A 14,305-nucleotide genomic window follows, 5' to 3' on the forward strand; every position below is an offset into this window, starting at 1 on the left:
CACACCATTTTCCAGCTCTTTCTGATACAATTCAATTGAGAATATTTATCAATTAATAAGAGATCAGGTGGTTTTATGGGAAACAATCATCAATTATGTACAAAGGTAAATGCTGAACAATGCATTTATCGATTAACATATACTGAAAAAATAAATAATGCAGATCTTCCACATACGGAGCAGCAGTTGTCAGATACTTTCTGCCTCCTTTTTAGCATAAGCGGCAGCGGTTTACTTACATTGAACGATCAAAGATGGCGATTGAAACATCTGACACTCTATACGATGATGCCTGGGGAAACATTTATGTTGAAAACAGAGCCTTATCAAAAACACGAGCTCTATCTGTTTCGCTTTCAGATGTACACGCCGCAAGGTCAAAACATAGAAGAAGTGTCAACTGAACATGCCCGCTCTTTACTGAATGTATGGCAATTTATCGATATTAGCTCGATTGAACACATTCATTCTTTACTGTCCGACATGACAGCAGAATGGCAAAAACCTGAATCCATTAGCTTTTTTAGAAGCCAAACCCTTTTTCAACAGCTCATGATGCAGCTTTTCACACTGCATAAAGAAGACATTTGTGACACAACACACGCCCTTTTTAAAACAAAACAATATATCGATCAACATTCCGAAGAACCTCTCAGCCTTACAAGTCTATCTCATATGGCTGGTATCAGCGCCAATCATTACAGCGAGCTATTTAAAAAGCATTTTGATGTGAGTGTCACTGATTATATCACCAAGAAAAGACTGGCTAGAGCCAAACAGTTAATGGCAAAAGGTCATGCAAAGCTCAAAGACATTGCACAGGACATCGGCTATCAAGACCCCTATTACTTTAGCCGTATCTTTAAGAAAAAAACGGGTATCACTCCTTCTGCTTATATGAAAAGCCGTCAACGGAAAATGGCTGCCTATGGCCATTCCATACTCGGTCAGCTCACACCCATTCATATCATCCCATATGCTGCCCCTCTTCACCCTAAATGGACAGCACATGATTTTGAGCATTATGCAGAAGAAATTCCGATTCATCTGAGTGCACATCGTATCAACGAACACGCTGAAGCCAATTTACAGCAATTGAAGGAAGCACAACCTGAGCTGATCATTGCCAATGATCATGTGACAGAGGAAGAAAAACAAGTGTTGAAAACCATCTGTCCTGTTCACTTTGTTCCATTCACACAATTGGATTGGCGCGCTCAATTCAGACAAACAGCTCTGTTCTTAAACGAAACGAGGGAAGCAGAAGAATGGCTCCTTCATTACGAAGAACTCGTCATTCAAGCGAAAAAGGCATGCCTTATTGATCATCCACCAAGAACCGTCCTGCCTCTTCGTATCTTTCAAGATCAGCTCTACTTATCTGTCAATCGCACCATGTCAGAAGTAATTTTTCATGACATTGGCCTTCTGCCAGCTTTTCAGAATGATGGCCAACTCATCGAAAAAAAAATCAGCATTCACTCTATACAGCAGTTAGACCCCGATGCCATCTTCCTCTTGTTGCATAAAGAACCAAAAACCATTGCTTTTTATCAAAAATTAAAGCAGCAGGAGGCTTGGCAAAATCTCAAGGCTGTGACGCAACAAGCCGTCTATCCACTCGCTTCTGACCCTTGGCGTGAATACACAGCAGCCAGTCATCAACGAGTCATTCAGGACCTTTTATCTTTTTTTCCGTAAAAAGTCCATCACTAGACAGATCATTGTCTATGGATAAAAGGACGAATGACTACTACAATCTTTAATTGAGAACAATTATCAGTTAAAGGAGAAAACAAATGAAAAAATGGTTCGCATTGCTTATCCTTTGTATCATGACGATCATCGCAGCAGCCTGTGGTGCTGCAGAAAATAAACCGGCTTCAAACACAACCAAAAGCAAGTCAGCTGAAGCAGCAGAAACAAACATCAAATATTTAGATCAAACGTACAAACTCAAAACACCAGTGAAAAGAGTCGTCATTGCTGGAAGCCTAGAATCGATGGAAGATGCAAAACTACTTGGTATCGAGCCTATTGGTGCTTCTACTGTCGGCGGCACTTTCCCTGAATTATTTAAAGACATTACAGCAAAAACAGAAGGCATTGGGGAAAAAACAGAACCGAACCTAGAAAAAATCTTAAAACTAAAACCAGACGTGATACTCGGATCAACCAAGTTCCCGCCTGCAACAATTAAAAAACTAGATAAAGTTCAAACGACGATCCCAGTATCACATGTCTCTTCCGACTGGGAAAGCAACCTTTTATTACTCGGTGAACTGACTGGAAAAAGTGAAGAAGCGAAAAGCATCATTTCTGATTATCAGAAAGATCTCAAACAAGCGAAAGAAACCCTGAAAGACAAAAGCAACAACAAAACAGCTGTCATTTTACGCATTAGACAGGGCGACCTGTACGTGTACCCTGAAGACGTATACTTCAACTCTACTTTATATGGGGACTTAGGATTTACAGCACCAAGTGATATCAAAAAAGCCAAAGCACAAGCAATGATTTCATTGGAACGCCTAGGTGAACTCAATCCTGATTATATCTTTGTTCAATTCTCCCAAGAGGAAAACTCATCGAATCCAAATGCATTGAAGGACTTAGAGGGAAATAAAATTTGGAACAGCCTAAAAGCTGTGAAAAATGGACACATCAATGAAAATGTCGTTGATCCTATGCTTCAGGGAGGAACAGCACTAAGCAAAACCACCTTCCTTGATCAGGCTGTCAAATGGCTAGATCAAACCAACTAAAAAGATGCGCATCTTGACAAAGGGCTAAACATTTTAGCCCTTTGTTCTTCTTTTCAGCGGAGCTTGAAAACTTGAAGGAGAGAATACACATGAACGGAACGTTTCTATATGACGAATTGAACGGGCGGCAGCTTGATATTTACCTTCCACCGGACACCTCTATTGATGTTCCAGCTGTCTTTGTACAAGATGGCTCTTCTTTGTTTAGAACCCACCTGCTAGAGATCGAAAGCATGATTGAAGCCAAAACCATCTCGCCAATCATCATCGTCGGTATACACCCCTTCAATCGACTTGACGAATATACACCATGGAAAGCATCATCACTGCATTCTGGATTCCCTGACTTTAAAGGTGAGGCACAGACATATGTGTCATTTTTAGCAAATGATTTGCTTCCATATATCAAAAGAGAATACCCAGTTAAACAGACCGGTCATGAACATAGCCACGTAGGTGCTTCATTAGGTGGACTCTTTGCTATTTATACCTTATTCATGTACCCTGACCTTTTTAAAAACATCGCGTCCCTCTCCGGTTCATTTTGGTATCAAGATTTTCTACCGTTTGCTAAACAACAAAGCATTCAGTCTGTGGACCACCTTGTCTATTTGTCTGTAGGCAGTGAAGAAGGGAAAGGCAAAACATCTGCCCAACAGCACATGCCTTTATTCAACAAACAACTCCATGATCTTTTATTACAGAAAGGGATGCAGGAACGAAAGCTTCACTTTCACATTGAACAAGGAGAGGGCCACCATCTGAAACAATTTCAAAAAAATTTCTTATCGGCCATCAAGTGGTTTTATAAAAGAAAACCCAAATTTTTTATCAGCAAGTCACAAAGTCGATATGGTATATTGGAACGTATAGATTGAAAGAGGAGGGATTTGCGCATGAGACCTTTACAAATCTCAGCCGATACCGCACAAAAGCTTGCTGCATCACTCAATGTACCGTTAGAGCAAATCATGCATATGCCGCAGCACATCTTATTAGCTAAATTAGCGGAGCTTGAACAGAAGAAAGATCGTTCTTAAAGAAATAAAGGAGTTTACATTCATGGAACAACAACTAGAAAAATCAACATTTCATCCTCGCAGTACAGGGCAAACCATTTTGCTGATTACTGGGATTTTACTCATTGCCTTTAACCTGAGGCCAGCCATTACGTCTGTTGGTCCTGTGATCGGTGCCATTCGTTCTGATTTACAGCTTTCAAATGGACTTGCTGGTTTCCTCACGACATTACCACTGCTCTCATTCGCATTGCTATCTCCCATTGCACCTAAAATCGGAAAACGTCTTGGGAATGAACGAACACTTTGGCTTGGGCTTGCTGTCCTGCTCTTTGGGATTGTCATTCGTTCATTTGGTAGCATCACCTTTTTAATGATGGGAACGGCGCTAGTCGGCGTCGGGATTGCGATTTGTAATGTGCTTTTACCTGGACTTGTGAAACATAAATTCCCTGCACATGCTGGATTAATGACAAGCGTGTATACGACATCGATGTCCGTTTTTGCTGCACTTGCATCTGGTGTCAGCGTTCCGCTCAGTCATGCGATGCCTGGCGGCTGGAATACATCATTCCTTGTCTGGGCCGGACTTGCCCTTCTTGCGATGATGGTGTGGGCGCCGCAGCTTCTTCATCAGAACACAGCGGCTGTCAAAAGCATTTCACTCAAAGAGCAGCCAATATGGCGTTCACGTGTCGCATGGCAGGTGACCTTTTTTATGGGCTTGCAATCATTCCTTTTCTACAGCAGTATCGCATGGTTTCCTGATATTTTGACATCACATGGCATGAACCTGGCAACGGCAGGATGGATGCTGTCCATTATGCAGTTCACTGGTCTGCCATCGACCTTCTTAACGCCCGTTTTTGCAGAAAAATTAAAAACGCAAAGACCGCTTGTCGTCGGCCTTGTCCTTGTGTATTTACTCGGCATGATTGGTCTCCTTCTCGGAGGGTCGACGCCTATTCTTGTCATCTCTGTGCTATTAATCGGCGTCGGACAAGGGGCCAGTATCAGTCTTGCCCTCACATTTATTGGATTAAGAACAACCAATATGGAACAAGCAGCTGCCCTCTCTGGAATGGCGCAGTCACTCGGTTATTTATTAGCCGCTGTTGGTCCATTCATGATCGGTATCCTTTTTGATGTGACACATACATGGACGCCAGCCATTATCATCTTTATCATCGTCCTATTTTTCATGTTTATATCCGGTATGCGTGCTGGACGAAGCGTCTATATTTCAGATCCATCATAAACAAAGAACCCGCCTCACGAGGAGACGGGTTCTTTTCTGTTTATGCTTGTTCTGTGACGTGCACTTTTAATGTTGCTTGTACTTCTGGGTGAAGCTTCACCGGTACATTTGTGTATCCTAACGCACGGATGGCATCATTCAACTCGATTTTACGCTTATCGAGTTTGATTTGATGATCTTTTTGCAATTTATCAGCGATTTGTTTGCTTGTAATCGATCCAAATAGACGACCGCCTTCACCTGATTTAGCAGTGAGTTCCACTGTCAGCGCCTCAAGTGTTTCTTTTAATTGTTTCGCTTGCTCAAGCTCTTGGATGGCATTCTTTTTCTCTTTGTTTTTCTGCCCTTCCAATGCACTTAGGTTCGTTGGAGTTGCTTCAACAGCTAACCCTTGTTTGATGAGAAAGTTGTGAGCGTATCCGTCTGCTACATTTTTGACTTCGCCTTTTTTCCCTTTGCCTTTTACGTCTTTTAGAAAGATGACTTTCATCTTTGAACCCCTCCTTCGAAATATTCATCTATGGCAGCTTTTAACTTCTCTACCGCTTCTTCAATGGTTATACCATAAATCTGGGTCGCAGCGTTAGTCAAATGACCGCCGCCATCTAATGCTTCCATAATGATTTGAACGTTGATATCCCCTAACGATCTTGCACTAATACAGACCGTATCGTCATCTCGCCTTGCGACAGCAAATGATGCTTCAACCTCACTCATCGACAAGAGAGAATCAGCCGTCTGTGCAATCGTAATTTGATCATAATACTCAGATCTGTCAGACGGCAAGGAAGCAATCGCTACCTGATTTTGATACAGCTCTGTATGCTGAATGAGCTTTGCCCGTTTGATGTAATGATCGACTGTTTCTTTCAAAAACTTTTGCACAAGGACAGGATCTGCCCCTTTTGCACGAAGGTAGGATGCTGCATCGAACGTTCTTGACCCCGTTCTGAGGGAGAAACTCTTCGTATCCACGATGATCCCAGCAAGAAGTGCTGTGGCTTCAATCATGTTAATTCGCAATTTCTTCGGCTGATACTCTAACAGCTCTGTCACAAGTTCTGCTGTAGATGAAGCATACGGCTCCATATAGACAAGTAAAGGATCACGGATAAATTCCTCACCACGTCTATGGTGGTCAATGACAACGACGTTTTCGATCTTATTTAGCAGTCGTTCTTCCATCACAAGGGACGGTTTATGTGTATCTACGACCACAAGCAATGTGTCATCCTTTGCAAGCTCCATCGCTTCCTCAGGCGTGATAAAACGGGACCAAAGTTCTTCATAATTCTTAATTTCACTAATTAAGCGTTGAACGCTGTCCCCGATCTGGTTGGCATCAATGACGATGTAACCTTCTTTTCCATTCGCCTGAGCAACCTTTAAAATCCCGATCGAGGCACCGATAGAGTCCATGTCGGGGAACTTATGCCCCATGATCATGACATTACCGCTTTCAGATACAATTTCTTTTAAAGCATGTGAAATGACCCGTGCGCGTACTCGTGTCCGTTTTTCCATTGGATTGGTTTTTCCACCGTAGAATTTCACTTTCCCATTCGGCTGTTTAATCGCTACCTGATCCCCGCCTCGTCCAAGGGCAAGGTCAAGACTCGACTGCGCAAGTGCGCCAAGTTCTTTTAAAGAAGGAACAGACGCACCGATTCCAATACTAAGGGTAAGCGTGGCGCTATGTGCCCCTGTTTTCTCACGAACCTCGTCTAAAATAGAGAACTTCGACGCTTCAAGCTCTGCTAAGATGCTCTCGTTTAATACCGCCATAAATCGTTCAGATGAAATTCTTTTTAGGAAAATGCCATATTCTTGTGCCCAATTGTTTAACAGCGATGTGACTTCACTATTAATCGCGCTGCGCACCTGATCATCGAGACCTTGTGTGACATCATCATAATTGTCTAAAAAGATATAAGATAACACCGTTCGTTCATTTTCATACTGTCTTTCAATCTGCACTTGTTCCGTGACATCAAAGAAATATAAAAGGCGCTCTGACCGTTTAATAATGACTTTGAATTTCCGGTCATTCAGCGTCACATTTTCTGTCTCAACCTCTTGTTTAATAAGAGGCACAATGGATTCAAATGTATCATACAAGGATCTGCCGACAAGTGTGCTTTCATGGAAGCACGAAGCGAGAAATGGATTGGTCCATTCGATATAATACTGGTCATTAAACAGCATAATACCAATTGGCATCTCCATTAATGCTTCTTCTCCAACCTTTTTGACTCGATAGGATAATGTTGAAATATATGAATCAATCTCTTTTTGCACCTGCGTATCTGCCCACTTTAAAAAGTAGAGCACACCTGCAAGGACTAAAAGACCAACCGCTCCTATGATCCAATTAAAATAAAGGTTGAGGAGGACTGTGATCACCGCAAGGACAATTAACGCGAAGATCGGATACTTGATGACAGGTTTTCGATAGAAGCTTGGCACTGATATCAACTCCTCAACATTCAGAGTGAATTATTTGTTTTTACTTTTTCTCTTAAATCAAAGCCTATGTCAGCAATCCCTATAATACGCACAATCACACCGATTGGCGGAAAGAGAATCGTCAATACGACGGCAAAAATGGGTACCACTTTTGAGATGTTTTTTTCGTGGCAATAATAGAAGATAAAAGAAAAGCCCTGAATAAGCACCAGTATAAATAAAATTTGAAAAGCACTCGTTTGCACGAGCGATAAAAAGCTGCCTTTCTCCGGCTGAATCAGCATCAAAAGCAGTGTGAGTAAATAATACCATACCATGCTTTTTGGCAGGCGCATATCCTTAAATTTCTTCAGAGCTGGCATGTCTGGAACAAACCGTTTGATCAACGGCCGAACAAACCAATGATTGACGAAAGACATCAGCGTGACAAAAATCAAAAGCGTTACAGGTAAAGAATTTAATGCCGTTTCCTTCATCTCTCTAAACTGTTTGAGTTTTTTTGCTATTTCCTTGTCAGAATCGCCTGATTGTTTTAAGGTACTCTCTACCATCGGCATGATTTGGTCAATTGATTCCTTTGCGACACCCAGTATATCTACTTGAAACAGCTGGACACTGACAACAAAGTAAATCAGAAAACTGAATAAGTAGATCAGCGCACCCATAATGATAGCCTGACCTGGCTGCCTCCTGCTGTAGAAAACACCCATACCTATTCCAACAGCAATCAACATTGGCGCACTTAACAGCCCATTAATAGACCCAATTAAAAAGCTGATCACTATGCCAATAGCGCCAGCCGCAATTCCTTTTTTCAAGCCATGCCTGATTGTATAGAGAATGATCGGAATCGGAGCAGCCATGAAGAAAATAATGGATAAAAGTGGCACATACAAATAAAACAGCGTCATTACCGCAAAAATACTGATCATGATAGCGCCTTCTACTAACGCTTTTGTTTGTTTCACACCTTCACCTCAATCCAATCATTTTTCTATATCTTGCTCAATGTGTACTTCTATGTATACGTACGATGTACGCTCCGTCATATCTTGCCCCAACCTTTATTTTACCATAGCCGCAAATCGCAAGTAAAATGCAGGCTATCTCAAGAGCGTTTCACGTGGAACAACTTAGATCGTCTTGTACATGCAACTTTTCAGACAGCATGTTACAATTTTTTAGATTATTCTTAGCTATAAACCCTGAATTCAAGGTCAAAAGCTGTTAGAATAGAAACATCATCAATAAAAGTAAGAAGGAGAATTCACATGGGAAAAACACTCGTATTCGGACACAAAAACCCTGACACAGACACGATTTGCTCTGCTATCGCTTACGCTGATCTGAAAAACAAAATTGGCGTTCAAGCAGAAGCTGTCAGACTTGGAGAAATCAATGGAGAAACACAATACGCATTAGATTTCTTTAAACAAGAAGCACCTCGTTTCATTGAAACGGCTGCAAACGAAACAAAACAAGTCATTCTTGTCGATCATAACGAATTCCAACAAAGTGTAAGCGATATTGATCAAGTACAAGTGACAGAGGTCATTGACCATCACCGTATTGCCAACTTTGAAACAAGTGAACCTCTTTACTATCGTGCTGAGCCAGTTGGCTGCACAGCAACGATCTTAAACAAAATGTACAAAGAGCACCAAGTCACAATTGAAAAAGAAATCGCTGGTTTGCTTTTGTCTGCGATCATTTCTGATTCCTTGCTATTCAAATCCCCAACATGCACACAGCAGGATGTTGATGCTGCCCATGAGCTGGCAAAAATCGCAGGAGTAGACCCTGAAGTATATGGTTTAGATATGCTGAAAGCAGGAGCTGACCTAAGCCAAAAAACAGTTCAAGAATTAATCACACTGGATGCAAAAGAATTTGCACTAGGTAACAGCAAAGTCGAAATTGCACAAGTTAATACAGTTGATATCGCTGAAGTAACAGCAAGACAAGCTGACATCGAAGCAAAAATCAATGAAGTCATCGCAGCGAAAGGTCTTGATCTATTTGTTTTAGTGATCACAGACATTCTAGAAAATGACTCTCTTGCACTTGCACTTGGTGCTGAAGCAGCAAAAGTAGAAAAAGCATTTAATGTCACACTTGAAAACAACACTGCTTTACTCAAAGGTGTCGTATCAAGAAAGAAACAAGTCGTGCCTGCACTAACAGACGCACTTTCTTCATAAACTCAAAAAGACTGCTGACATCTTCAGCAGTCTTTTTTCTTCTTTTAATGAATGTACATATCGCTGACGAGAATATCCTTTAGCACGCTTGTTGGAATCGTGAATTCAACTACACCCATGTAACCAGGCGCCACATCATATTCGTTGAAGGAAATCACCAGTTTGCCTTTTGAATTGATATAGAAGCTTTGATCTGGCTGAATCTTCTTAAACGGGTCAACCGTATCTTGCTTCGTCATCCAGTAAATCTTATTTGAATCCTCTTTCATCTGTTTCTTCATTTGTTCTTTAATATTTTCACTAATCACATCAATATAACGGTCATCTTTAAACAGACTTGGTAATGTAATGAGTACATGGTTTTTCTTATCCACCGTATCATATGTCATTTCCTCTGCCGCAGAAGCCTGAGTCGTCACCTTGTATCGACCTAGTGAAAGAATTTGATCATTATTTGTTCTTACTTCATATCCGCTCTCTACACTCAAATGACCATTTTTATAACCCTTTGTTTCCTTTTCAAAATCTTGATACAGCTTTTTGTTTTCAGCTAAATATTTTTGATTCAGGCTGTCTTGTAATTTTCCGTCCCCAAGCCCTGAAACGTGTGGTGTTTTGAGATCAATATTTGTTCCCTGATCGCTCTTTTTAAATTCTGTGAACGTCACGACTTTCACAAGCTCTCCAATGACGGGTACTTCTGAAATCGCTCTTGCTGCCTGCGGACTGACATTTACAGTGGTGACAAATAAAGCAGCCGCAGCAACAAGTCCGATCGTCCATTTCTGAAAATGAGGTTTCTTGTTTTTTCGTTTTAATGTCCGTTCAACCATAGCATCGTATTCCGGGGGAATAGGGATTTCTAAATATTCCTCTTTTAACTGTTCCAAATGCTTATCCATTTATATTTCCTCCTGCGATAATTCTACTTTTAAAAGCCGCAACGCCTTATATAATCTTGTTTTAATGGTGTTTTCATTTTCTCCAAGAATATGAGCAATGTCCTCTAGCTTTAAATCCTCAAAGAATCTTAATATAATGATGACCCGATACATCTCCGGCAAATCTTCTATCGCCCGTCTGACATCTTGATCCTCATAGACATCCGATTCACCCTGTGATAAAAATTCCAGCGTGTCATCGTCTGTCACTTGCACACGCTTCTTCTTTCGTAAAAAGTCGAGGGCAGCGTTTACGACGATTTTATAAAACCAGCTATGCATCTTGGTCGCATCCTCTAATCGGTGAACAGATTTGAGTGCTTTATGAATCGCCTCTTGAACGACATCCATCGCATCTTCTGGGTTTTTGACATAGCTATAGGACAATCGATAAAAACTGTGTTTATGCTCCATTACGTAATCCGCAAATTGATCATCAATCTTTCGTTTCTTCATTTTACAAAGAGCTCCTTTATCTTAAATGCGCATCTGTTATTTCTTACATTGGATAGACGCACACCTGTTAAAAATAGTTTGCGCTCCATTATTTTTTTAACATGTCATCCCATTTACGTTTCTATACAAAAAGAGCGAACCTGACGGGTTCACTCTTTTAAAGCCGTTATTTTTTGATAAACAAATGGTTTGAGTGGTGATAGCGGATGAATGATGGACACTCCTGTTTCCTGCTCCACCTGCTTTGCAGCGTGAACCATCGAGAGCTGCATCACACAAATATCTCCATGCTGCTGCTTCACAGATTGCCTTAACTGTTCCATGATTCGCTCATGGTAGGCTTGTATATCACCGTTCAAGCAAAGATGAAAGACATCCTCTAGCACAACCACTTCTGCCTTCAACTGCTTTCCCCGCTCTTTTACATATGAAGACAGTCGCTTCATCGTTCCTTCTACTGTATCTGGGTTTGAAAACACCAGCTGAAGCGGACCCTCTCGCTCACAAATCTGCTCAAATAACGGCTCATCTATCGGAACAATTGGTTGTTTGAACAGGTGCTGCTGCTCCCCCAAAGCCGCAATGTATTGTGTACACGTTAATAAAACAAGATCAGCCTCTCCTTCTTGCATGAGTCTGTTGATGGCATAGGTTTGCTGCTGCTCAAGATCAAATGCGGGATCTTGTTTGGCTCGTTCCATAAAGGTTGAATCGACGATGTGATGCAGATCAAATCCTGTGTCATAGAAAGCGTCGTCAATGTAAGAAATATTAGATGGATGTGCGTGAAGGCAGTGTAATCGAATCATTAGGTCCGCTCCTCATAAAAGTTTTCACTCATTATATCAATCCTTGTATGAAATAGGGAGCAACATGACCATATTGTTAGGGAGATATTGAAGGAGGGATTCTACCTTGAAAGAAGATCAACAGCCTACATCATCTTCAGAGTCAGAAGAAACCTTGACGAATCGACAAGGTCACCCGGTAACAGATAATCAAAACATAAGAACCGTTGGGAATCGAGGACCGACTACACTTGAAAACTACGATTTCCTAGAGAAAATCAGTCATTTTGATCGTGAACGCATCCCTGAACGTGTCGTTCACGCACGAGGTGCCGGCGCACACGGATACTTTGAAGCCTACGGTACATTCGGTGACGAACCCATTTCCACTTATACAAGAGCCAAATTATTTCAGGAGAAAGGAAAAAAGACCCCTGTCTTCGTTCGATTCTCTTCTGTTATTCACGGCGGACATTCACCAGAAACTTTACGCGATCCGCGGGGATTTGCGATCAAATTTTATACAGAAGACGGCAACTGGGATCTCGTTGGGAACAACCTCAAAATTTTCTTTATTCGAGATGCTTTGAAATTCCCTGATTTGGTTCATGCCTTTAAGCCTGATCCTGTCACCAATCGTCAGGATGGCGAGCGCATTTTTGATTTCGTTTCACAATCACCTGAAGCAACACATATGGTGACATTTCTCTTCTCACCATGGGGCATTCCCGCCACATACCGGCACATGCAAGGCTCTGGCGTCCATGCCTATAAATGGGTGAATCATGAAGGAAAAGCAGTACTGGTCAAATATCACTTTGAACCGAAGCAAGGGATTCGCAACCTGACACAAGAACAAGCCCAAGCCATTCAAGGGGAAAACTTTAATCATGCCACACAGGATTTATATGAAGCCATTGAACAAGGGGATCATCCTGAATGGGAAGTATACGCTCAAATCATGGAAGATGACACCCACCCCCATCTAGACTTTGATCCACTCGATCCGACAAAGCTCTGGTACAAGGATGACTATCCATGGAAACCGATCGGACGAATGGTGCTAAACAAAAATCCAGAAAATTATTTTGCAGAAGTGGAACAGGTTGCCTTTGGGACGGGGGTTCTTGTAGACGGATTAGATTTCTCAGATGATAAATTGCTGCAAGGACGTACCTTCTCATACTCTGATACGCAGCGATATCGAGTCGGGCCAAATTATTTACAGCTGCCGATCAATGCACCGAAAAAGCATGTTGCCACCAATCAGCGAGATGGGCAAATGGAATATCATGTGGATCAAGGAAAAGGACAAAACCCCCATGTGAATTATGAACCGTCCATTCTAGGGGGATTAAAAGAAGCGCAGCAAGATGGAAAGGATCATACGCCTTTTGTAGAGGGTGAAGTCAAACGAGAAGCCATTGACCGCCCGAACAATTTCGGACAAGCGGGAGAAACCTATCGCCGCTTCAATGATTGGGAACGTGAGGAACTGATTAAAAACTTAGTCAACACCTTAGCTACCTGCCAAAAAGACATCCAAGACCAAATGATCGAAAACTTTACAAAAGCTGATCCTGACTATGGAAAACGTGTGGCCGATGGCTTAAAAGCCTTCAAACAAGAGGAGCCAAGCGGACCAATTGGATCAACAGGCGCGGCACAGGCTGTCAACGATGCGATCAACAACAGCACCCCTTCAGATCCTTATTAATGAAAAAAGAATGCAGCGGAGTGGCTGCATTCTTTTTGTATACATCTATTAAGCGTTTTGACCTTTTTTGATCCATTCTGCTACATTCACTGTACGTTTCGCCTGATGTTTTGCGGCTGCTTCTGCATCCTCTTGGATCTTTCCATTTTGGTCAACAGTCACACTCACACCATAAGGGTTACCCCCTGCGCCGTATAGGGAATCATCCGTGTAGCCAGGAGCGGCAATAATGGCTCCCCAGTGGAACATCGTTGTATACAGGCTCAGAACCGTCTGCTCCTGTCCGCCATTTGGGTTTTGTGCAGATGTCATCGCACTCACTGCTTTGTTTGCTAGTTTCCCTTGGAACCATAAACCGCCTGTTGTGTCTAAGAATTGTTTCATTTGAGCCGGTAAGTTACCGAAACGTGTCGGCATGCTGAAAATAATGGCATCCGCCCACTCTAAGTCACTTAACTGAACCTCAGGGACATCTTTTGTTTCATCTAAATGTGCTTTCCATGCTGGATTTGATGCAACAACTGCTTCTGGTGCCAATTCAGGAACCTTTAAAATTTTGACTTCAGCACCAGCTTCTTTCGCTCCAGCCTCCGCCCATTTCGCCATCTGATAGTTTGTACCTGTTGAACTATAATAAATAATCGCTAGTTTTACGTTTTCCACTTGTTCCATCTCCTTTTGTTTGGTTTGCCCA

The 14,305-nt window shown here is 41.9% G+C and carries 14 protein-coding genes; 7 read left to right on the forward strand and 7 right to left on the reverse strand.

Annotated elements, in window-relative coordinates:
- Positions 1-75: 75 nt before the first annotated feature.
- The 5 genes from ABG082_RS18975 to ABG082_RS18995 all read left to right on the forward strand — a co-directional run bounded on the left by ABG082_RS18975 (position 76) and on the right by ABG082_RS18995 (position 5,042).
- Complete coding sequence (locus ABG082_RS18975) at positions 76-1,701, forward strand: helix-turn-helix domain-containing protein (RefSeq protein WP_282833237.1); 1,626 nt, start codon at positions 76-78, stop codon at positions 1,699-1,701.
- 98 nt (positions 1,702-1,799) lie between these two features.
- Positions 1,800-2,765 carry an iron-hydroxamate ABC transporter substrate-binding protein gene (locus tag ABG082_RS18980; protein WP_073415019.1) on the forward strand — a complete coding sequence of 322 codons (966 nt, stop codon included), beginning with the start codon at positions 1,800-1,802 and terminating at the stop codon, positions 2,763-2,765.
- An 89-nt stretch (positions 2,766-2,854) separates the two neighbouring features.
- Positions 2,855-3,643 (forward strand): alpha/beta hydrolase-fold protein, encoded by a 789-nt coding sequence (locus ABG082_RS18985; RefSeq protein WP_017368452.1) that lies wholly within the window; start codon positions 2,855-2,857, stop codon positions 3,641-3,643.
- 18 nt (positions 3,644-3,661) lie between these two features.
- Positions 3,662-3,805, forward strand: a complete 144-nt coding sequence (locus ABG082_RS18990; protein ID WP_008347524.1) for a YycC family protein — start codon at positions 3,662-3,664, stop codon at positions 3,803-3,805.
- Positions 3,806-3,827: 22 nt separating this feature from the next.
- A complete protein-coding gene (locus tag ABG082_RS18995; RefSeq protein WP_348936412.1) occupies positions 3,828-5,042 on the forward strand; it encodes an MFS transporter in 1,215 nt (404 codons plus the stop codon).
- Positions 5,043-5,082: 40 nt separating this feature from the next.
- Here the strand turns inward: ABG082_RS18995 and rplI are convergent, their stop codons facing one another.
- From rplI to ABG082_RS19010, 3 genes are read right to left on the reverse strand one after another with little or no spacing between them, the layout of a single operon-like run.
- Complete coding sequence (rplI, locus tag ABG082_RS19000; RefSeq protein WP_008359128.1) at positions 5,083-5,532, reverse strand: 50S ribosomal protein L9; 450 nt, start codon at positions 5,530-5,532, stop codon at positions 5,083-5,085.
- Positions 5,529-7,508 carry a DHH family phosphoesterase gene (locus ABG082_RS19005; RefSeq protein WP_017359884.1) on the reverse strand — a complete coding sequence of 660 codons (1,980 nt, stop codon included), beginning with the start codon at positions 7,506-7,508 and terminating at the stop codon, positions 5,529-5,531. The genes rplI and ABG082_RS19005 overlap by 4 nt, the downstream gene beginning before the upstream one ends.
- A gap of 20 nt (positions 7,509-7,528) precedes the next feature.
- A complete protein-coding gene (locus ABG082_RS19010) occupies positions 7,529-8,476 on the reverse strand; it encodes a YybS family protein (protein WP_348936413.1) in 948 nt (315 codons plus the stop codon).
- A 303-nt stretch (positions 8,477-8,779) separates the two neighbouring features.
- Between ABG082_RS19010 and ABG082_RS19015 the strand changes: the two genes are divergently transcribed.
- Positions 8,780-9,709 (forward strand): manganese-dependent inorganic pyrophosphatase, encoded by a 930-nt coding sequence (locus ABG082_RS19015; protein WP_008347534.1) that lies wholly within the window; start codon positions 8,780-8,782, stop codon positions 9,707-9,709.
- A 44-nt stretch (positions 9,710-9,753) separates the two neighbouring features.
- Here the strand turns inward: ABG082_RS19015 and ABG082_RS19020 are convergent, their stop codons facing one another.
- The 3 genes from ABG082_RS19020 to ABG082_RS19030 all read right to left on the reverse strand — a co-directional run bounded on the left by ABG082_RS19020 (position 9,754) and on the right by ABG082_RS19030 (position 11,915).
- Positions 9,754-10,611 (reverse strand): DUF3298 and DUF4163 domain-containing protein, encoded by an 858-nt coding sequence (locus ABG082_RS19020; protein ID WP_052320957.1) that lies wholly within the window; start codon positions 10,609-10,611, stop codon positions 9,754-9,756.
- A complete protein-coding gene (locus tag ABG082_RS19025; RefSeq protein WP_007497431.1) occupies positions 10,612-11,106 on the reverse strand; it encodes an RNA polymerase sigma factor in 495 nt (164 codons plus the stop codon).
- 149 nt (positions 11,107-11,255) lie between these two features.
- Positions 11,256-11,915, reverse strand: coding sequence for a hypothetical protein (locus tag ABG082_RS19030; RefSeq protein ID WP_148779916.1), 660 nt, complete (start codon positions 11,913-11,915; stop codon positions 11,256-11,258).
- A 106-nt stretch (positions 11,916-12,021) separates the two neighbouring features.
- Between ABG082_RS19030 and katX the strand changes: the two genes are divergently transcribed.
- Positions 12,022-13,611 (forward strand): catalase KatX, encoded by a 1,590-nt coding sequence (gene katX / locus ABG082_RS19035; protein ID WP_148779917.1) that lies wholly within the window; start codon positions 12,022-12,024, stop codon positions 13,609-13,611.
- A gap of 48 nt (positions 13,612-13,659) precedes the next feature.
- On the opposite strand, the gene wrbA is transcribed toward katX, so the two are convergent.
- Positions 13,660-14,283 (reverse strand): NAD(P)H:quinone oxidoreductase, encoded by a 624-nt coding sequence (wrbA, locus tag ABG082_RS19040; RefSeq protein ID WP_045034926.1) that lies wholly within the window; start codon positions 14,281-14,283, stop codon positions 13,660-13,662.
- Between the last annotated feature and the right edge of the window lie 22 nt (positions 14,284-14,305).

Source organism: Bacillus sp. BS1807G30 (assembly GCF_040047675.1).
Classification (GTDB): Bacteria; Bacillota; Bacilli; order Bacillales; family Bacillaceae; genus Bacillus; species Bacillus altitudinis.

Excerpts from the sequence above, each read along its gene's own strand:
- wrbA (WP_045034926.1), bottom strand. The coding sequence starts at position 14,283 with ATGGAACAAGTGGAAAACGTAAAACTAGCGATTATTTATTATAGTTCA.
- ABG082_RS19030 (WP_148779916.1), bottom strand. The coding sequence starts at position 11,915 with ATGATTCGATTACACTGCCTTCACGCACATCCATCTAATATTTCTTAC.
- ABG082_RS18980 (WP_073415019.1), top strand. The coding sequence starts at position 1,800 with ATGAAAAAATGGTTCGCATTGCTTATCCTTTGTATCATGACGATCATC.
- rplI (WP_008359128.1), bottom strand. The coding sequence starts at position 5,532 with ATGAAAGTCATCTTTCTAAAAGACGTAAAAGGCAAAGGGAAAAAAGGC.
- ABG082_RS18990 (WP_008347524.1), top strand. The coding sequence starts at position 3,662 with ATGAGACCTTTACAAATCTCAGCCGATACCGCACAAAAGCTTGCTGCA.
- ABG082_RS19025 (WP_007497431.1), bottom strand. The coding sequence starts at position 11,106 with ATGAAGAAACGAAAGATTGATGATCAATTTGCGGATTACGTAATGGAG.
- ABG082_RS19020 (WP_052320957.1), bottom strand. The coding sequence starts at position 10,611 with ATGGATAAGCATTTGGAACAGTTAAAAGAGGAATATTTAGAAATCCCT.
- ABG082_RS19015 (WP_008347534.1), top strand. The coding sequence starts at position 8,780 with ATGGGAAAAACACTCGTATTCGGACACAAAAACCCTGACACAGACACG.
- ABG082_RS18975 (WP_282833237.1), top strand. The coding sequence starts at position 76 with ATGGGAAACAATCATCAATTATGTACAAAGGTAAATGCTGAACAATGC.
- ABG082_RS18985 (WP_017368452.1), top strand. The coding sequence starts at position 2,855 with ATGAACGGAACGTTTCTATATGACGAATTGAACGGGCGGCAGCTTGAT.
- ABG082_RS18995 (WP_348936412.1), top strand. The coding sequence starts at position 3,828 with ATGGAACAACAACTAGAAAAATCAACATTTCATCCTCGCAGTACAGGG.